The sequence below is a fragment of the Blastococcus sp. SYSU DS1021 genome (assembly GCF_054050995.1).
Genome location: NZ_JBJHAL010000020.1, coordinates 54,386 through 72,203, shown reverse-complemented (window position 1 = coordinate 72,203; position 17,818 = coordinate 54,386). Strand labels below are relative to the sequence as shown.

The 17,818-nt window shown below is 74.8% G+C and carries 18 protein-coding genes; 9 read left to right on the top strand and 9 right to left on the bottom strand.

Features of this window, described 5'->3' with window-relative positions; translation table 11 throughout:
* The 4 genes from ACI8AP_RS15215 to ACI8AP_RS15200 form a co-directional block, all read right to left on the bottom strand.
* Positions 1-1,047: an ABC transporter ATP-binding protein gene (locus tag ACI8AP_RS15215; RefSeq protein ID WP_456590199.1), complete on the bottom strand. Its 1,047-nt coding sequence runs from the start codon at positions 1,045-1,047 to the stop codon at positions 1-3.
* The gene (locus ACI8AP_RS15210) at positions 1,044-1,841 is read right to left on the bottom strand and encodes an ABC transporter permease (RefSeq protein ID WP_456590198.1); all 798 of its coding nucleotides are present in this window, start codon (positions 1,839-1,841) and stop codon (positions 1,044-1,046) included. Before ACI8AP_RS15210 ends, ACI8AP_RS15215 begins: the two co-directional genes overlap by 4 nt.
* A complete protein-coding gene (modA, locus tag ACI8AP_RS15205; protein WP_456590197.1) occupies positions 1,838-2,596 on the bottom strand; it encodes a molybdate ABC transporter substrate-binding protein in 759 nt (252 codons plus the stop codon). Before modA ends, ACI8AP_RS15210 begins: the two co-directional genes overlap by 4 nt.
* Positions 2,597-2,701: 105 nt before the next feature.
* Positions 2,702-3,094: a TOBE domain-containing protein gene (locus ACI8AP_RS15200; RefSeq protein WP_456590196.1), complete on the bottom strand. Its 393-nt coding sequence runs from the start codon at positions 3,092-3,094 to the stop codon at positions 2,702-2,704.
* A gap of 88 nt (positions 3,095-3,182) precedes the next feature.
* On the opposite strand from ACI8AP_RS15200, the gene ACI8AP_RS15195 reads away from it, so the two are divergent.
* Positions 3,183-4,403 (top strand): DUF2786 domain-containing protein, encoded by a 1,221-nt coding sequence (locus ACI8AP_RS15195; protein WP_456590195.1) that lies wholly within the window; start codon positions 3,183-3,185, stop codon positions 4,401-4,403.
* 38 nt (positions 4,404-4,441) lie between these two features.
* Here ACI8AP_RS15195 and ACI8AP_RS15190 read toward each other — a convergent pair whose 3' ends face one another.
* A complete protein-coding gene (locus ACI8AP_RS15190) occupies positions 4,442-5,218 on the bottom strand; it encodes a polyprenol monophosphomannose synthase (protein ID WP_456590194.1) in 777 nt (258 codons plus the stop codon).
* Positions 5,219-5,383: 165 nt separating this feature from the next.
* Between ACI8AP_RS15190 and ACI8AP_RS15185 the strand changes: the two genes are divergently transcribed.
* Both ACI8AP_RS15185 and ACI8AP_RS15180 read left to right on the top strand, forming a co-directional pair.
* Positions 5,384-5,641, top strand: coding sequence for a hypothetical protein (locus tag ACI8AP_RS15185; RefSeq protein WP_456590193.1), 258 nt, complete (start codon positions 5,384-5,386; stop codon positions 5,639-5,641).
* Between the two features lie 4 nt (positions 5,642-5,645).
* The gene (locus ACI8AP_RS15180; protein ID WP_456590192.1) at positions 5,646-7,070 is read left to right on the top strand and encodes a phospholipid carrier-dependent glycosyltransferase; all 1,425 of its coding nucleotides are present in this window, start codon (positions 5,646-5,648) and stop codon (positions 7,068-7,070) included.
* Here ACI8AP_RS15180 and ACI8AP_RS15175 read toward each other — a convergent pair.
* Complete coding sequence (locus ACI8AP_RS15175) at positions 7,008-8,252, bottom strand: glycosyltransferase 87 family protein (RefSeq protein ID WP_456590191.1); 1,245 nt, start codon at positions 8,250-8,252, stop codon at positions 7,008-7,010. The genes ACI8AP_RS15180 and ACI8AP_RS15175 overlap by 63 nt on opposite strands.
* 420 nt (positions 8,253-8,672) lie before the next feature.
* On the opposite strand from ACI8AP_RS15175, the gene ACI8AP_RS15170 reads away from it, so the two are divergent.
* Positions 8,673-10,391, top strand: a complete 1,719-nt coding sequence (locus tag ACI8AP_RS15170; protein WP_456590190.1) for a RecQ family ATP-dependent DNA helicase — start codon at positions 8,673-8,675, stop codon at positions 10,389-10,391.
* Here the strand turns inward: ACI8AP_RS15170 and ACI8AP_RS15165 are convergent.
* Positions 10,369-11,202 (bottom strand): alpha/beta fold hydrolase, encoded by an 834-nt coding sequence (locus ACI8AP_RS15165; RefSeq protein WP_456590189.1) that lies wholly within the window; start codon positions 11,200-11,202, stop codon positions 10,369-10,371. The genes ACI8AP_RS15170 and ACI8AP_RS15165 overlap by 23 nt on opposite strands.
* A gap of 151 nt (positions 11,203-11,353) precedes the next feature.
* Between ACI8AP_RS15165 and ACI8AP_RS15160 the strand changes: the two genes are divergently transcribed.
* The 3 genes from ACI8AP_RS15160 (at position 11,354) to ACI8AP_RS15150 (ending at position 15,004) form a co-directional block, all read left to right on the top strand.
* Positions 11,354-13,009 carry a carbamoyltransferase family protein gene (locus ACI8AP_RS15160; RefSeq protein ID WP_456590188.1) on the top strand — a complete coding sequence of 552 codons (1,656 nt, stop codon included), beginning with the start codon at positions 11,354-11,356 and terminating at the stop codon, positions 13,007-13,009.
* A 217-nt stretch (positions 13,010-13,226) separates the two neighbouring features.
* Positions 13,227-13,673 carry a DUF4383 domain-containing protein gene (locus ACI8AP_RS15155; RefSeq protein ID WP_456590187.1) on the top strand — a complete coding sequence of 149 codons (447 nt, stop codon included), beginning with the start codon at positions 13,227-13,229 and terminating at the stop codon, positions 13,671-13,673.
* 119 nt (positions 13,674-13,792) lie between these two features.
* A complete protein-coding gene (locus tag ACI8AP_RS15150; RefSeq protein WP_456590186.1) occupies positions 13,793-15,004 on the top strand; it encodes an acyl-CoA dehydrogenase family protein in 1,212 nt (403 codons plus the stop codon).
* A 63-nt stretch (positions 15,005-15,067) separates the two neighbouring features.
* Here the strand turns inward: ACI8AP_RS15150 and ACI8AP_RS15145 are convergent, their stop codons facing one another.
* On the bottom strand, positions 15,068-15,322 hold the full coding sequence (locus ACI8AP_RS15145) for a hypothetical protein (protein WP_456590185.1): 255 nt from the start codon (positions 15,320-15,322) through the stop codon (positions 15,068-15,070).
* 112 nt (positions 15,323-15,434) lie between these two features.
* On the opposite strand from ACI8AP_RS15145, the gene ACI8AP_RS15140 reads away from it, so the two are divergent.
* A complete protein-coding gene (locus ACI8AP_RS15140; RefSeq protein ID WP_456590184.1) occupies positions 15,435-15,944 on the top strand; it encodes a SigE family RNA polymerase sigma factor in 510 nt (169 codons plus the stop codon).
* A 1-nt stretch (position 15,945) separates the two neighbouring features.
* Positions 15,946-17,340 (top strand): hypothetical protein, encoded by a 1,395-nt coding sequence (locus tag ACI8AP_RS15135; protein WP_456590183.1) that lies wholly within the window; start codon positions 15,946-15,948, stop codon positions 17,338-17,340.
* A gap of 86 nt (positions 17,341-17,426) precedes the next feature.
* On the opposite strand, the gene ACI8AP_RS15130 is transcribed toward ACI8AP_RS15135, so the two are convergent.
* Positions 17,427-17,642: a hypothetical protein gene (locus ACI8AP_RS15130; protein ID WP_456590182.1), complete on the bottom strand. Its 216-nt coding sequence runs from the start codon at positions 17,640-17,642 to the stop codon at positions 17,427-17,429.
* Positions 17,643-17,818 lie beyond the last annotated feature (176 nt).

Here is a 17,818-nt window from a genome sequence, read left to right as displayed (position 1 = left end):
TCAGCGGGCGTAGACGGCGACCTCCGACGCCTTCACGCCCGCCCAGACCTCCACGCCGGGGGCGAGCCCCATCTCGGCGAACGAGGTGGCGGTGACGTCGGCGACCAGCGGCACCTCGCCGGCGAGCTCGCAGCGCACCGTGGCGCCGTGCGGAGTCGCCCCCACCACCCGCTCCCGCCACAGGTTGCGGGTGCTGCCGTCGGGCCGCGACGCATACAGCGCCACCGACTCGGGGCGCACCGCCGCGAACACCGGGCCGCGCGCCTCCTCGGCCACCGCCACCACCGCCCCGCCGTCGAGGCGCACCAGCCGGCCCTCGCCGGCGCCGGGCAGCAGCGAGAGCCCGACCAACCGGGCCACGTAGTCGGTGCGCGGTCGGCGGGCCACCTCCGCGGGGGTGCCGGCCTGCACGACGCGTCCCTCCTCGAGGACGACGACGTGATCGGCCAGCGCCATCGCGTCCACCGGGTCGTGGGTGACCAGCACCGTGCTGCCGCGGAAGCCGGCCAGGTGCCGGCGCAGCTCGGCCCGGACCGCCAGCCGGGTGCGCGCGTCCAGCGCCGACAGCGGCTCGTCGAGCAGCAGCAGGGCCGGGTCTCCGACCAGGGCGCGGGCCAGCGCCGCCCGCTGGGCCTGGCCCCCGGAGAGCTCTGCCGGCCGCCGCGGGCCCAGCCCGTCGAGCCCGACCCGGGCCAGCCACCCCGCCGCGGCCGTCCGGGCTGCCGCCCGGCCGGCCCCGCGCGCCCGCAGGCCGAAGGCGACGTTGTCGGCCACGCTCAGGTGCGGGAAGAGCAGGGCGTCCTGGAACACCATGCCCAGCGCCCGCTCGTGCGCCGGGCGCGACGTGCCCGCGTCGTCCCAGATCTCGCCGTCGACCACGACCCGGCCGGCATCGGGCCGCACCAGCCCGGCCAGGACGCGCAGGAAGGTGCTCTTCCCCGCCCCGTTCGGGCCCAGCACCGCCAGCACCTCGCCGTCTGCCACCTCGACGTCCACCCGCAGGTCGAGGGCTCCCCGGCGGGTGGCGACCGTCGCGGCCAGGCTCACGCCGCCCCCCGGCCGAGCCAGCGGTCCCGGAGCAGCAGCAGCGTGGCCAGCGAGACGGCCAGCAGCACGATCGAGAGCACGATCGCCGCGTCCGGGTCGCGCTGCAGCGCCAGGTACACCGCCAGCGGCATCGTCTGCGTGGTGCCGGGGAAGTTGCCGGCGAAGGTGATGGTGGCGCCGAACTCGCCCAGCGCCCGGGCCCAGCAGAGCACCGCACCGGCCGCGACCCCGGGCGCGACCAGCGGCAGGGTGACCCGGCGGAACGTCGTCCAGCGGCCGGCGCCCAGGGTGGCGGCGACGTCCTCGAACCGGGCGTCGGCGGCGCGCAGGGCCCCCTCCACGCTTATCACGAGGAACGGCATCGCGACGAACGTCTGGGAGATGACGACCGCCGCCGTCGTGAACGGGATGGTGATCCCGAAGGCGTCGTGCAGCCAGGAGCCGACGATCCCCTGCCGGCCCAGCACGAGGAACAGCGCGACGCCACCCACGACCGGCGGCAGGACCAGCGGCACCGTCACCAGCGCGCGCAGCACCGAGCGGCCGCGCGCCCGGGAGCGGGCCAGCACCCAGGCCAGGGGGACGCCGAGCAGCAGCGACAGCGCCGTGGCGAGCGTCGCCGACACCAACGACAGCCGCAGCGCCTCCCCCACCCCCGGGGCGGCGAGCTGGGCACCGAGCTGGGACCACGGCGTCCGCACCACCAGACCCACCAGGGGCAGCACCAGGAAGGCGACGCCGAGCGCGGCGGGCAGCAGCAGCGGCGCCGGGACGCGGGCGGTCTCGCGGGTCACGGCGCCCGGAACCCCGCGTCCCGCAGCACCTCGCGGCCCTCGGCAGACAGCACCAGGTCGACGAAGGCGCGCGCCGCCTCCGGGTTCCGGGCGTCCGCCAGCACGCTGATCGGGTACCGGTTGACCGCCGCCCCGGTCTCCGGCACCTCGATCGCGTCGACCGCGTGGTGCCGGGCGGCCGCGTCGGTGACGTAGACCAGCGCCGCGTCGACCTCGCCGAGCTCGACCTTCTGCAGGGTGGCGCGGGAGTCCTCCTCGTACGTGTCCGGGCGGGCGGTCACGCCGACGGCGGCGAGGAGCCGTTCCGCGGCCGCACCGCAGGGCGCCTGGGGCGCGCAGAGGGCGACGGCCAGCTCCTCGCGGGCCAGGTCGGCAGGCCCGGTGACGCCGGCCGGGTTCCCCTCGGGCACGGCGAGGGTCAGCACGTTCGCGGCGAAAACCTGCGGCTCCTCGGCCAGGCCCGCGTCGACGACCAGCTGCATCTGCCGCTCGTCGGCGGAGGCGAAGACGTCGATCGGCGCGCCCTGCCTGATCGCCGCCGCGGCAGCCGCGCTGCTGAGGTAGCCGATGTCCACCTCCACGTCCGGGTGGCGCTCGCGGTACTCGGCCTCCAGCCGGTCGAAGACGTCCACGAGCGACGCGGCGGCGTACACCGTGAGCGTGCCGCCGGACCGGTCGCCGTCCGGCCCCTCCCCCGCACAGCCGGCGAGGAGGGGCGCCGCCGCGAGCAGCGCGAGCAGCGGACGCGAACGCATGAGCCCCTCCCGGGCGACGGCTCCGATGGCCGCGCCTGCGGAACATCAGAGCAGCGATCCCCGCATCTCCACAAGGCAGTGGGCTGAGAGATCCGCAGATGCGGACTACGGCACGTCGACGCTGACCTGGGTGGCCTTGACGGTGGCGACCGCCCGGACGCCGACCACCAGCCCCAGCTCGTCGGCCGCCTCGCGGGACATGAGGGACACGATGCGGAAGGGGCCCGCCTGGATCTCCACCTGGGCCATGACGCCGTCGCGGACGACCTTGGTGACGATGCCGGCGAGCCGGTTGCGCGCCGAGGACGGCGTGGTCCCGGGCTCGGGCGCCTCGCGCAGCTGCGTGGCCAGCCGGGCGAGGTCGGCGCCGTCGACGACGGCCGGCCCCCCGCCCTCCCGGCGCGCCGGCAGGCGACCCCCGTCGACCCAGCGCCGCACCGTGTCGTCGCTGACGCCGAGCAGCGTCGCCGCCTCGGCGATGCGGTAGGTGGCGGCCACGGCCAGACCCTAGCCGCGGCTGTGGACGGCGGGTGTCGTCCACAGCCGGTCCGGGCGAGCGTCGGCGCGGGCGGGCAGCATGCCGGTCGTGATCGACGACGCCTCCCTCGCGGACCTGCTCCAGCACCGGGCCCCGGCGCTCGCCGACGCCGGGGTCGCCGCGGAGCTGGCGGCCACGTTGAGCACGCGCGGGGTCGGCCTCGACGACGGCGGCCTGGTCACGCGAGCCCTGCTCGACGCGCTCGACGAGACCTGGGAGCGCGGCTGGCAGCCGGCCGACGTCGCCCACGCGGCCCGGCGCCAGGTGGGTGCGGCGTCGGTGCCACTGCTCGTCGCGCTGGTCGCCGAGCACGCGCGCCGCACCGATGCGGTGTCCCGGGCGCCGGAGAGCTGGGTCGACCAGCTGCGCGAGCTGGGAGCGCTGGACGCCGGGGGCGCCACGGGGGATGCCACGGTCACCGCCTGGCACCGGTCCGAGCGGCGGGTGCCGGCCGAGGCGTGGCGCATCGCGCTGCAGCTGACCGGGATGCTGCGCACCACCGCCCGGATCGAGCTCCTCGTGCCGCCGCCGTCACGGTGGGGCGCCGCCCGGCCGCGCGCCGAGCGGCGCTCCGCGAGCGACGACGACCGGGCGTTGCGGCGCATCCGCGCACTGCTGGCCAAGGCGGAGTCGACCGGGTTCCCCGACGAGGCCGAGGCGCTGACGGCCAAGGCGCAGGAGCTCATGACCCGGCACGCGGTGGATGCGGCCCTGCTCGACGGCGGCCCACCGTCCGGCGCCGACGTCGACACCCGCCGGGTGCACCTCGCCGACCCGTACGCGCGGGCCAAGACGCAGCTGCTGGGCGCCGTCGCGGAGGCCAACGACGTGCGGCTGGTCTGGTACCAGGGCCTGGGCATCGCCACCCTGGTGGGCATCCGATCCGATCTGGACGCGGTGGAGCTGCTGTTCACCTCGCTGCTGCTCCAGGTCGCCCAGGCGCTGGCCACCGCCGAGCGGCAGGACGGCCGCCGCCCGGCCTCGCGGTCGTTCCGCCGCGCGTTCCTGCTGGGCTACGCCCACCGCATCGGGGAGCGGCTCGTCGCGGCGCGCCGGCGGGCGACCGCCGAGGCGGCCGCGGAGCGGGGCGCGGACCTGCTCCCGGTGCTGCGCTCGCGGCAGGAGGCCGTGGCGGCCCGCACCGCCGAGCTGTTCCCGCGGGTCCGGGCCGGCCGCAGCCGCTCCTCGGTGGACGCGGGCGGCTGGTACGCCGGCCGGGCCGCGGCCGAGCGCGCCGACGTCGCGCCCCGGCGCTCGCCCCTGCGCTGACGCCGCCAGCTACCGACACCACCGCCGCAGGGGCATGATCACCTCGTCGGTGCGGGCACCGCGTTGCCGGCGCCCTCCACGGCGCCGTGGCGCCTCCCCCACGCGAACACGGGTTCCAGCGACCACGCCGTCACCCGCAGGAGCGCCTCCCGCACGATGCGCCCGCTCATCTTGCTCGCGCCCAGCTCGCGGTCGAGGAAGAGGATCGGCACCTCCGTCACGCGCAGCCCCGCGGCGACGAGCCGCCGGGCGACGTCGACCTGGAAGCAGTACCCCTCGCACTGCAGGGAGTCCAGCTCCACCCGCTCGAGGGCATGGCGGCGGAAGGCCCGGAAGCCGCCGGTCGCGTCGCGCAGGGGGAGCCGCAGGGCCGAGCGCACGTACCGGTTGGCGGTACGGCTCAGCAGTTCCCGGCTGCGCGGCCAGTTCCGGACGGCGCCGCCCGGCACCCACCGGGACCCGAGGACCGCGTCGGCCTCGGCGAGGGCCGTCAGCAGCCGCGGGAGGTCCTCGGGGCGGTGCGATCCGTCGGCGTCCATCTGGGCGACGACGTCGAACCCCTGGGCCAGGGCCCAGCGGAAGCCGGCCACGTAGGCCGGGCCCAGACCCGCTTTCCCCGGCCGGTGGAGAACCCGGACCTGCGGGTCGCGGCCGGCGATCTCCTCGGCCACCGCCCCGGTGCCGTCGGGGCTGTTGTCGTCGATGACCAGGACGTGCGCCCCGGGCACCGCACGCCGGACGGCCGCCAGCGTGCGCGGCAGGCTCTCCCGCTCCTCGTACGTGGGAATGCAGACGCACACGCTGGGAGCGATCATCCCGCGGCATTTCCCCGTTCAGGCCGAGCCGACACACTTCCTGCGACATCGCGCCGAGACATCCACCGTGATGCATTCGTGACCACGGCATCGCGTGTACCCGGGGACTCAGCGGACATGGAACGGGCTCGCACGCACGCCGAACGCACGTGACAGGAGAGCGACATGAATCGACTCACCCGAGGCGTCGCCGCCGCCTCGTTCTCCGGCTTCCTGGCGCTGGGCCTCGCGGCCTGCGGGGAGGACGAGCCCGGAACGGTCACCGAGACCGAGACCGAGCAGGTCACCGAGACCGAGGAGGAGCAGACCGAGGTCACCGAGACCCTCGAGCCGACCGAGACCGAGACCGAGACCGAGACCGAGGTCGTCGAGACCGAGACCGAGGTCGACACCGAGACCGAGACCGAGTTCGGCACCGAGTGACCGGGTGAGCACTGCCGCCGTCCAGGCGGACCAGCCGGCAGCGGGCGGCGCCTCCGGGCGCCGTCCGCTGTCGTCGCGGTGGGTCCCGGTGGCCCTGGTCGTCCTCGCGGCCGCCATCCGGCTGTGGGACCTGGGCGACCCCGACCGGCTGTTCTTCGACGAGAAGTACTACGGCTCGGACGGGTACGAATACGTGACCCGGGGGGTGGAGGAGGAGCGCCCGGCGCATCCACCGCTGGGCAAGTGGGTCATCGCCCTGGGCATCCAGCTCTTCGGCTTCACGCCCTTCGGCTGGCGGATCGGCGTCGCCGTGGCCGGGACCGCCTCGGTGCTGCTGGTCTACCTCAGCGGGTTGCGCCTCTTCCGGCGGGTGGCGCCGGCGGCCCTCGCCGCCGCGCTCGTCGCGCTCGACGGGCTGGCGGTGACGACCAGTCGCATGGCGATGCTCGACGCCACGCTCGCACTGTGCGTCATCGCGGCGTTCTGGCTCCTCCTGCTCGACCGGGATGCCCGCCGCTCCGCACGGGGAGCCGGCGAACCGTTCCACCGGTCCCTGCTCGGTTCCCCCTACCGCTGGCTGGCCGGCGTGGCGCTGGGCCTGGCGGTGGCCACCAAGTGGTCCGGCCTGCTGGCCGTCGGCGCGGCCGGGCTGCTCGTCCTGGGAACCGAACTGGCCGGGCGCGGAGAAGGCGCGCGCCGGGCGGCGCAGCGAGCGGTCGCCGTCACCGCTGGAGCCGTGCTCAGCCTGCTGGTCGTCCCCGCGGCCGTCTACGTCGCGAGCTTCGCGGGCTGGTTCGCCAACTACGAGGACAGCTACGCCGGCTCGCGCGCCTGCGGCCCCGGCGCCTGCTCCGCCGACGCCGGGGAGCGGCTGTCGACGTGGTGGGACACCCAGGTCGATCTCGTCAGCTACCACCGGAACCTGGAGGCGACTCACCCGTACCGCTCGGACCCGCTGGGCTGGGTGTGGCTGGAACGGCCGGTGCTCGCCTACGCCGAGAGCTGCACGACGCGGCAGCAGGAGGCGGGCGAGTGCGAGGTCCCGCCCCAGACGGTCGCCCGCATCACCTTGGTCGGCAGTCCCGCGTTGTGGTGGCCGGCGCTGCTCGCCTACCCGGTGCTGCTCTGGCGGGCCGCGGTACGTCGGGACGGCGTCGCGGCCACGATCCTCGTCCCGTTGGCCCTGCTCTGGCTCCCCTGGCTGGCCGCGGGCAAGCCGGGCTACTTCTTCTACCTGGTCCCGGCGGTGCCGTTCATCGCCCTCGGCCTGGTCCGGGCCATCCAGGTCGGCCCCAGGCCCCGCCTCGTCGGGACTGCGCTGCTCGTCCTGGCGGTGGCCTGCTTCGCCTTCTTCGCCCCGATCTGGCTAGGCATCCCGCTGGCTCGGGACGCCCTCGACCTCCGGTACTGGCTGTCGTCCTGGCGGTGACCCTGCCGGGCGGCGCACCGCCTCGACGAGCACCCACACCAGGGCGGCGGCCCGCAGAGCGACGGCCGCACCCATCACCGGATAGGGGAGCTCGTCCCCGTGGCCCGCGCGCCCGGCGAGGAAGGGGAACTCGACCGCGTGCACCAGGACGTCGGCGGCCACCACGGCGATGAACGGGGCCGCGCGGGGGAGGACGAGAGCCATCAGCGGCACCAGCCACAGGGTGTACTGCGGGGAGTAGACCTTGTTGGCGAGGATGAAGCAGACCAGCACCGGCAGCAGCACCTGCCACCACTCCTCGGGCGGACGCCGCCGGATCCCGAGGACGACGACCACGACCGCGCCGGCCGCGAACACCAGCAGACTGGCGACGCCGAGCGCCGCCGGTCCGGGCTGCGGGCCACCCAGCTGCGCGAGCAGGTACCAGAGGCTGTCGACGTGCATGGCCCGTCGGCGGCTCAACTCGTAGAAGCGATCCCAGCCTTCGGGGGCGAGCAGGTAGCCGGGCACGTGCACCGCGGCGAACGCCAGCGCCGCGGCACCGCCGTGCAACAGGGCGGCGCGTGGACGACGACGGGCCAGGAGCGCCAGGACGACCAGCGGTACCAGGAACCCGGGGAACACCTTCGCGGCCGCACCGAGGCCGGCGACGACCCCGGAGGCCGTGTGCCGACCGCGCTGGTGCAGCAGGACCGCCCCCAGCAGCAGGGCCACCGGCAGGGTGTCCCAGTTGTAGAAGGCGTACAGGAACAGCGCCGGGGCGGCGGCCCACCAGAGCAACCTGCGCGGCGACAGGCCCAATCGCCGGAGCAGCACCAGGGAGACCAGCACCTCGACCACCACGAACAGGCCGTTGGTGGCGAAGAAGGTGCTGACCGTGGCATCACCCGGGAGGGCGTGGGCGAGGACGGCGGCAAGCCAGATGCGCACGGCGAGCACCGGAGGGTACTCCAGGGGGTCGGACCCGTAGGGGCCGGCCCCGTCGGCCAGCCCCCGCACGTACCACAGCGGAGCGACGTCGGTGTAGCAGTAGCCGTAGTACTGCTCGCCGTCGACCCAGCCACCGCCCAGGCACCGCGCCCTCGCCCACCAGCCCCCGGCGAGCACGAGCAGCGCGACGGCGATCACCGCACCGTGACCGACCCGCCGGTCGCGGACACGCAGCCGTCCGCCGCCAGTCATCGAACCGTCCCCCCGGCTGCAGGTTCCCGCGTTCCCGGGCCACCGCCCCCACCAGAGCTGCGCGAGTGGGGGGAGGCAGCCGACCCGGCGGGGCAGCGGTGCGACGACGCGCTCACCCTCGATCGGCTGACCATCGACCGCCACGTCACACCGCTCGTGCTCCTCTCGTCGACGCCGCGCGGGCTCGCGCCGGGGCGGGTCGCGCCCATTGTGGGCCGCATGCCCCGCCGCTCGCCCCTCGCGGATGCCCGCCGACCCGCGAGAACGTCCGGCCGGCGCAGGCGAGCGGCTCTGCCGGCCCCCGGAAGACGGCGGGACGCTCGAGGCGATGGGCGGTCGCGAGGAGCGCGCGTTCCCGCGGGAACGCGGGGTGGGCCAGCGCACCGTTTGCCGCGCACCGGCAGCGGGGAGAGGCAGCCGGTGCCTCCCTCCCCCGAGCGCGACAACCCCGCCGGTGCCACCGCCTCCGTCCGCACCCGCCGCATCCGCGAGTTCGCCCGCGAGGTGCTCGGGTACGACGACTTCCGCCCGGGGCAGGAGGCGGCGATGCAGGCCGTCGTCGGCGGGCAGGACACCCTCGCCGTGCTGCCGTCGGGCGCCGGGAAGACCGCGATCTACCAGGTCGCCGGCCAGCTGCTCGACGGCCCGGTGCTCGTCGTCTCCCCGCTCATCGCCCTCCAGCGCGACCAGGTCGACCGGCTCACCGAGCTGGCGGAGCGCGCCGGGCGGGCCGCGCAGCTGAACTCCACGCTGTCGGCCGGCGACCAGCAGGAGGCGCTCGAAGGGCTGGCGGAGGGAACGGTCCGCTTCCTCTTCCTCGCCCCGGAGCAGCTGACCAAGCCCGAGGTCGTCGACGTGATCGCGAAGGCCCGGCCCGCGCTGTTCGTCGTCGACGAGGCGCACTGCGTCTCCGCCTGGGGCCACGACTTCCGCCCGGACTACCTGCGGCTGGGCGGGGTCATCGAGCAGCTGGACCACCCGACGGTGCTGGCGCTCACCGCCACCGCCGCGCCTCCGGTGCGCGCGGAGATCGTCGAGCAGCTCGGCATGCGCGAGCCCGAGGTCGTCGTCGCCGGCTTCGACCGCCCGGAGATCCGGCTGGAGGTCGACCACTACGCCGACGCCCACGCCAAGGAGCAGGGCGTGCTGGACCGGGTGGTCGCCGAGGTCGGCGAGGGGCGTGGCCCCGGCATCGTCTACAGCGCCACGCGGAAGGGCACCCAGGAGATCGCCGCCGAGCTGGCCGGGCGCGGGCTCCGCACGCTCGCCTACCACGCCGGGATGAAGAAGTCCGAGCGCGAGGAGGCGCAGCGGGCCTGGATGGACGACGAGCTGGACGTCGTCGTCGCCACCACCGCGTTCGGCATGGGCATCGACAAGCCCGGCACCCGCTTCGTGGTGCACGCCGAGCCCGCCGACTCCCTCGACAGCTACTACCAGGAGATCGGCCGGGCCGGTCGCGACGGCGAACCGGCGCTCGCCGTCCTGGTCTACCGGCAGGAGGACCTCGGGCTGCGCCGGTTCTTCGCCGCCGGCGCGCCGGCCGAGGAGGAGCTGCAGCAGGTCGCCGGCCTCGTCCAGGCCGCCGCCGCGGCGGGCATCGACGACGGCGTCGACGTCAAGGCGCTCCGCGAGGAGACCGGCCGGGCCGCGACCCCTCTGGTGCGCGACCTCAACCTGCTGGAGCAGGTGTCGGCCGTCGTCCTGGACGAGGACGGCGCCGCCCACCCCGCCGACGGCGCCCCGCCGCCAGGCGAGGCCGCCGAGCAGGCCCGGGAGCTCGCCGAGCACCACGAGAAGGTCGACCAGTCGCGCGTGGAGATGATGCGCGGGTACGCCGAGACCGCCGAGTGCCGCCGCCAGTTCCTGCTGGGCTACTTCGGCGAGCAGCTCGACGAGCCGTGCGGCAACTGCGACAACTGCTCGGCCGGCACCGCGCACGAGCACGTCGCCACCGAGCCCGAGGACACGCCCTTCCCGGTGGAGACGCCGGTCGAGCACAGCGAGTGGGGGAACGGCGTCGTGATGCGGGTCGAGGACGACCGGCTCACCGTGCTGTTCGACGAGGTGGGCTACAAGACCCTCGGGCTGGCCGCCGTCCTCGACAACGACCTGCTCACCGCTCGACCCCGGGACTGACGCCACGGGCGACCTGCCCCGCCAGCCACCGGTGCAGGGTCGTCGCGAGCCGCACCGGCTGGTCGAGCTGGACCAGGTGCCCGGCGCCCGGGAGGAGCTCCAGGCGGGCCCCGGGGATCAGTGCGGCGAGGCGGTGCGCCCGATCAGCGGGAATCCAGGTGTCCTCGCTGCCCCACACCACGAGCACCGGCAGATCCAGGTCCGGGTAACGAGGCTCCAGCACGTCGGTGTACGCCTCGTCGGCCTGGGCGATCTGCCGGTAGAAGGCAGCCTGCCCCTCGGGGCCGGTCCACGGCGCCACCAGCTCGTCGACCTGGCCGGCGGTCAGCCCGCGATGGCTGGCCCCGGCGATGTAGGCGCGCAGCGCCCCCTCGTGCACCGCCGGGGGCAGTGCCGCGAAGACGTCGGCGTGGGCGCGCACCAACCGGAAGAAGTCCGATCCCCACGGTGCCAGCGCCACGACGTCGACCAGGGCCAGGGAGGCGTAGGGCGCCCCGTGCAGCAGATGGGCCCGCAGGGCGACCGCGCCTCCGTAGTCGTGGGCGACGACGTGCGGGGAGCGCAGGCCCCACCGCTCCACCAGCTCCGCCAGCAGCTCACCCTGCACGTCCAGGGAGACCGCGTGCCCGGCGTCCTTGGAGGAGGCGCCGTAGCCGGGCATGTCCCACAGGTGCACGGTGAAGTCGGCGGCGAGCGCTTCGGCGTAGGGCCGCCAGAGCTCCGCGGACCAGGGGGTGCCGTGGCACATCACCACGTCGGGGCCCGCGCCGACGTGCCAGTGCCGCACCCGCCGGCCGCGCCATTCCAGCATCCCGGAATCCACACCGGCACCCTGCCAGACGGGCCCGCGGCCGCGCTGCCCATCCGAGGGACCGCGCCTGGCTCGCCGTGCGGGCTCGGCGGACCGGCGTGATCATGAGACCGGACCGGGAGGCGTCAGCCCGGCCAGGAGGAGACGCAGCGTGAAGGTCCTCGGCATCAACGCGATCTACCACGACCCCGCCGCGGCGCTGGTCGTCGACGGCCGGATCGTGGCCGCCGCCGAGGAGGAGCGGTTCAGCCGGCGCAAGCACGGCAAGCGCCCCCTGCCGTGGAGCGCGTGGGAACTGCCGGAGCTCTCGGCGGCCTGGTGCCTGAAGGAGGCGGGCATCCGGCCCGAGGAGCTCGACGCCGTCGCCTACTCCTTCGACCCGTCCCTCATGGGGACGCCGGAGGAGTCCGGGCTCTTCGACGACGGCGACACCATGCGCAAGAAGTACGCCGAGATGGCGCCGGACTTCCTGGCCCACGCCCTGCCCGGGCTGGACCCGGCGAAGGTCCGCTTCGTCAAGCACCACGTGGCCCACGCCGCCTCCGCGGGCAAGGCCGCGCCGCAGCGGGACAACGCCGTCCTCGTGCTCGACGGTCGCGGGGAGGCGCACAGCCACCTGGCCGGCCGCTACGTGGACGGCCACCTGGAGGTGCTCGCCGGCCAGGCGCTGCCCCACTCCCTCGGGCTGATGTACGAGGAGCTCACCGACCACCTCGGCTTCCTGCGCAGCTCCGACGAGTTCAAGGTCATGGCGATGGCCTCCTACGGCAAGCCGCGCTTCCTCGGCGAGCTCTCCGAGCTCATCCGCGCGACCGACGACGGCGGCTTCCGCACCGAGAAGATCGACTTCGCCGAGTTCGCGCCCCGCGTGGCCAAGGGCGAGGACTGGACCGAGGCCCACGCCGACCTGGCCGCCAGTGTGCAGACCCGCCTCGAGGAGGTGCTGGTCGACCTCGCCCGCTGGGTGCACGAGCAGACCGGCGAGAAGACCCTCACCATGGCCGGCGGCACCGCGCTCAACTGCGTGGCCAACACCCGTGTCCTCGCAGAGAGCCCGTTCGAGCAGGTCTGGGTGCAGCCGGCGGCCGGCGACGCCGGCACCGCGCTGGGTGCGGCCCTGCACGTCGCCGCGGAGCTCGGCGAGCGCACCGAGCCGATGGCCGGGGCGGCGCTCGGCCGCGGGTGGAGCGACGACGAGATCGAGCAGTTCCTGCAGACGGCGGCCATCGACTACGAGCGGCCCGACGACGTCGCCGAGGCCGTCGCCGAGGTGCTCGCCGACAACGGGATCGTCGCCTGGTTCCAGGGCCGCAGCGAGTACGGCCCGCGCGCGCTGGGGCACCGCTCGCTGCTCGCCCACCCCGGCTTCGAGGCCAACCTCGAGCGGATGAACGACGTCAAGGGCCGCGAGCAGTTCCGCCCGGTGGCACCGATGGTCCTGCTGGAGCGGGCGCCGGAGATCTTCAGCCGTGGCCCGATCCCCTCGCCGTACATGCTGTTCGTCCACGACGTCGCCGAGGAGTGGCGGGAGCGCATCCCCACGGTCACCCACGTGGACGGCACGGCGCGGATCCAGACCATCGACCCGGAGACCGAGCCGCTGGTGCACCGCATGATCTCGGCCTTCGAGCGGCGCACCGGCCTGCCCGTGGTCGTGAACACCAGCCTGAACACCGCCGGGCGCCCGATGGTCGACGACCCCCGGGACGCCCTGGAGTGCTTCGGCTCGGCACCGGTCGACCTGCTGGCCATCGGTCCGTTCGTCGTCCGCCGGGCGAGGGCCACGCCGCGCCCCGGGCGCGGCTGAACCCCGCGACGCCGCACGTCCCCGCCGGCGACGCGGCCCGCCGTCGTGACCGGTGCGGGTCACGCGCTCCACGGGCGGGCCGCCGCCAGGTGACGATCCGGCAACGGCCGTCCCCCGAACCGGTGGCCCTCGTTAGTCGTGCTCAGCCCCGGGTAACGGGCTGCTGGCAGCCACCTGTCAAGAACCTGGCAGGTCTCACGACCCATGGGAGGACACGATGTCTGCAACAGGCAACACCGGAGCGGACCGGCGGGGCATGACCTGGCCGCAGATGCTGGCACTGGCCATCGGTGCGATCTATCTGCTGGTCGGCATCATCGGCTTCTTCGTCACCGGCTTCGACGACTTCTTCGCCCACGACACGAACGAGACGATCCTGGGCTTCGAGGTCAACCCGTTCCACAACATCGTGCACATCGTCATCGGCGCGGCGGGCCTGGCCCTGTTCCGGACCCTGAGCGGGGCTCGCACGTACGGCTGGCTGCTCGCCATCGGCTACGGTGCGGCGTTCATCTACGGCCTCTTCGCCGTGAACGCCGAGTGGGACTTCCTGAGCCTGAACTGGGCGGACAACTGGCTGCACCTGGTCAGCGCCCTGGCCGGTCTGGCGATCGCGCTGGGCCCGGTGCGCGACGCCGTCGAGGGGCGCCGTACGCGCGCCTGAGAGGACCCGTCCGGGGAGCCGGGCCTGCCGCCATCCAGCGGTGGGCCCGGCTCTGCCGCGTCCGGGGCCGGCTCACCCCCGATGCGACGGCGATCACGTCCGGCGCTACGTTGCCGGGCATGGACTTCGCTCTCTCGCCCAAGGCCGAGGACGTCTGCGCCCGCGCGTGGGACTTCATGCGCGAGCACGTGTTCCCCGCCGAACCCGTCTACGACGCCTGGCGCGCCGAGCGCGGCCACGACAACCACGAGCACCCGCCGATCCTCGAGGAGCTCAAGGCCGAGGCGCGCAAGCGCGGCCTGTGGAACCTCTTCCACCACGAACTGGGCGGCCTCTCCAACCTCGAGTACGCCTCGGTCGCCGAGATCACCGGCTGGTCGCCGGTCATCGCACCCGAGTCGATGAACGTCGGCGCGCCGGATACCGGCAACATGGAGACGCTCATGCTGTTCGGCACGCCCGAGCAGAAGGAGCGCTGGCTCAACCCGCTGCTGGAGGGGGAGATCCGCTCCGGCTTCGCGATGACCGAGCCCGACGTCGCCAGCTCCGACGCCCGCAACATCCAGACCTCGATCGTCCGCGACGGCGACGAGTACGTCATCAACGGCCGCAAGTGGTGGACCTCCGGCGCCGCGGACCCGCGCTGCCAGATCTTCATCGTCATGGGCAAGACCGACCCGGACGGGCCGCCGCACCGGCAGCAGTCGATGGTCCTCGTCCCCCGCGACACCCCGGGGCTGGAGATCATCCGCCACCTGCCGGTCTTCGGGTACCAGGACCAGCACGGCCACTCCGAGCTGCGGTTCACCGACGTCCGGGTCCCGGCCACGAACATCCTCGCCGGCGAGGGCGACGGCTTCATGATCGCCCAGGCGCGGCTGGGCCCCGGCCGCATCCACCACTGCATGCGCGCCATCGGCATGGCCGAGCGGGCGCTGGCGCTCATGGTGGAGCGGACCCAGAACCGGGTCGCGTTCGGCCGGCCGCTGTCCGAGCAGGGCACCGTGCGGGAGGCCATCGCGCTCTCACGCATCGAGATCGACCAGGCCCGCCTGTACGTGCTGAAGACCGCCGACCTGATCGACAAGTACGGCGCGAAGGGCGCCCGGACCGAAATCTCCGCGATCAAGGTCGCCGCACCCAAGGTGGCCCTCGACGTCATCGACCGCGCGATCCAGGTGCACGGCGGCGCGGGCGTCAGCAACGACACCGTGCTCGCCCGCTTCTACGCCAGCGCGCGGACGCTGCGCATCGTCGACGGCCCGGACGCGGTGCACATCCGCGGCGTGGCCAAGGAGGAGCTGGCGCGGGAGCGCCCCTTCACCGGCTGAACGAGGCCCGCACGACCGGTGGCCCGGAACCGCTCGTGGTTCCGGGCCACCGCCGTCCCCGGCTCAGGGGGTGAGCGTCGTCCCGAAGCCCCCACCCGCGAGCTTGCTCATCAGCTGCGTCCGGTCCAGCCCCACCGCGGCCAGCGCGTCGCCGTCCCGGTCGGTGTCGATCTCGTCGGGGAGGCGCGCCTCGACCTGGTCGGCCGTGCCGTTGTCCCCCTCGGTGCGCAGCACGCGCACCAGCTCCTTCTTGTCCAGCTTCACCCGGTCCTCCGTCCGCCGCCCGTCGGGCGTCGTCGTGAGTGTGGTGCGGGTCACCACGGGTCGCAACGGCGCCCGAGCGGAACCGTTCAGGTCACGATCCGGTCACGGCGGCGTTCGTCCACCCACCCCTCGGCCGTCCTAGTCAGTGACGACGGAGGGGGGCCCGGTGGGACGAACGGACGACGACGCCTTCGAGGCGTTCGTCGCGGCACGGTCCGGTGAGCTGCTCCGGACCGCCGTGCTGCTGACGAGGGACCGCGGTCACGCCGAGGACCTGCTGCAGACGGCGCTGGTGAAGGCCTACCGCCGCTGGGGACGGATCTCCGGCGACCCCTTCCCGTACGTGCGCCGGGTGCTGGTCACCAGCGCCGCGAGCTGGTGGCGGTTGCGCAGCACCCAGGAGATCGTGTCGCTGCCCGCGCACGACCCCGCCACCCCCGACGCGACCGACGCCCTCGCCGAGCGGGAGCGGATGGCCCAGGCGCTCGGCACCCTCCCGCCGCGCATGCGGGCAGTGCTCGTCCTCCGCTACACGGAGGACCTCAGCGAGGCGGCCACCGCCGAGCTGCTCGGCTGCTCGGTGCACACCGTGCGGAGCCAGACCGTCCGAGGCCTCGCCCGCCTCCGCACCGCCCTCGCTGCCACCGTCCCCGCCAACGCCTTCGAGGAGTGCTGACGTGACGATCTCCGACGGCGATCTGGAAGCCGGCCTGCGAGACCTGCGCTACCGCGCCGACGTCACCGCGCCTCCCCCGGCCGACCTGGCCGAGCGCACCCGCGCGCGGTACCGCGCCCAGCGGCGGTCCCGGACGGCCATGGCCGTCGGCGGCCTGGTGGCCTTGGCGGTCGCCGTCGGGGTGCCGGTCACGACCTCCGGCCTGCTGAGCGGCGAGCGGGGCGGCGAGGTCGCGGTGCCGGGCAGCCCGACCCGGAACCCGGCGCCCTCCCTCTACGACCTGCCGACGCGCGGCTCGCTCGCCGGGGACGAGGAGTGGCTGGCCGGGGTCCGCGAGCTGGACTGGGTCCCTCCGGAGCTCGCCGCCCAGCTGCCGCCGGGCGTCGAGCTGCCCGATCCACCGGTCGAAACCCGCCGGGTCGCGTGGGCGGGTGAGGTGGCCGGCAGCCGGGTGACGCTCGTCCTCGGCCGGACCGAACAGGAGGGCGTGGTCCAGGCCTGGTTCACCGGTCCCCGCGACGCCGCACCGGACGAGATGGTCCCGGTCGGCCTTCTCGCGCCAGCCCCCGGCCTGGAGTCCGCGGAGCTGTTCGCCGCCCCGTACGGGGCGCCCGAGCAGCGCATGGTGGTGGTCGTCGGCGCGCCCGGGGACGAGGCCCGGGTGCTGACCGGCCGGACGGTGACCGCGTCGGCCGACGTCGTCGACCAGTGGGAACCGGTGCCGATGGAGGAGGGCGCCGGCGCGCTGGCGCTCGGCGGGTCCTCCGACTGGCCGACAGGCCTCTCCGTGGAGCTGTCCCGGCCCGGCCAGAGCCGGCCCCTCAACCGCGCCAACACCACCGAGGAGGACCTGACCAGGGCCTGGAACGAGCCGGTGGAGATCGCCGACCCCCGCGGGCTGCGCGGGCTCGCCCACGAGGAGGTGCTACAGCAGGCCGCGATACAGCTCGCCGGGCGGTACGGGTTGCCGCTCCGCGACCTCCGCCCGACCCTGCTCGCCGCCGGCGCCGTGGACGGTGACCCGGGGACCCGGACCCTGCTCCTGGGCGTGACCTTCCCCTCGGGCGCGACGGGGGCCGCGTTCGTCGACTACTGGACGGACCAGTTCGACATGGCGCAGGAGGACTCGTTCCGCGTCGCGCTGGCCCCGGCCGGCACCCCGCTCCTGGAGCGGGTGTTCGCCGTGCCGACGTCGAACTCGGTCACGATCAGCGGGCCGGAGTCCGGCGCCCTGGCCGAGATCTATCTCGCCGACGGCAGGCTGCACGCCACGGTGCCGCTGGTGGACGGCGCCGGGGTGGGTCCGCTGGGGTCACCGACGCCCGACCGGGTGCGGATCCTGGACGCCAGGGGTGCGGTCGTCGCCGAGGCGCCGGTCTCGGAGCCCGACGGATGAGCGAGCCGGCGTCGGTGACCGCGATGCGGCAGCTGGCCGAGGAGGCCCGGCGGCGCGGAACGGCCGTCGCGCGACGGTTCGAGCACTCAGCCCCGGGTGGCGCGACGGACGAGGAGACCGCCGACGACCGCGAGCACCACCGCCACGGCCAGCTGGCCGATGCCCACGCCCGCCTGCTCGGCGGCGAACCAGGTCGGCGAGGACACCAGGAGCACGAAGGCGACCCCCAGGACGAGCAGTCCGATCAGGCGTTCGCGGCGGGCGTTGCGTGAGACGGGAGCGCCGGGGGACGGGTCGGTCATGCCCCCACCCTGCCAAACCGGCCCGCGCGCCGACCGGAGACGGCAGCCGGCCCGTTCGGGTCGGACGGCGGGGCCGGGCGGGCGCTTCCTCCCGGATGCCCGATCGAGGGGTAGCGACAGGCCGTCGGGGGAACCCGTACGAGCACGACCGGAGCCACGTCGGCGTAGGTTGCGAC

Coding starts and splice junctions, on each gene's coding strand:
- ACI8AP_RS15185 (WP_456590193.1), top strand. CDS start 5,384: ATGAATCGACTCACCCGAGGCGTCGCCGCCGCCTCGTTCTCCGGCTTC.
- ACI8AP_RS15190 (WP_456590194.1), bottom strand. CDS start 5,218: ATGATCGCTCCCAGCGTGTGCGTCTGCATTCCCACGTACGAGGAGCGG.
- ACI8AP_RS15175 (WP_456590191.1), bottom strand. CDS start 8,252: ATGACTGGCGGCGGACGGCTGCGTGTCCGCGACCGGCGGGTCGGTCAC.
- ACI8AP_RS15130 (WP_456590182.1), bottom strand. CDS start 17,642: ATGACCGACCCGTCCCCCGGCGCTCCCGTCTCACGCAACGCCCGCCGC.
- ACI8AP_RS15155 (WP_456590187.1), top strand. CDS start 13,227: ATGTCTGCAACAGGCAACACCGGAGCGGACCGGCGGGGCATGACCTGG.
- ACI8AP_RS15150 (WP_456590186.1), top strand. CDS start 13,793: ATGGACTTCGCTCTCTCGCCCAAGGCCGAGGACGTCTGCGCCCGCGCG.
- ACI8AP_RS15165 (WP_456590189.1), bottom strand. CDS start 11,202: ATGCTGGAATGGCGCGGCCGGCGGGTGCGGCACTGGCACGTCGGCGCG.
- modA (WP_456590197.1), bottom strand. CDS start 2,596: ATGCGTTCGCGTCCGCTGCTCGCGCTGCTCGCGGCGGCGCCCCTCCTC.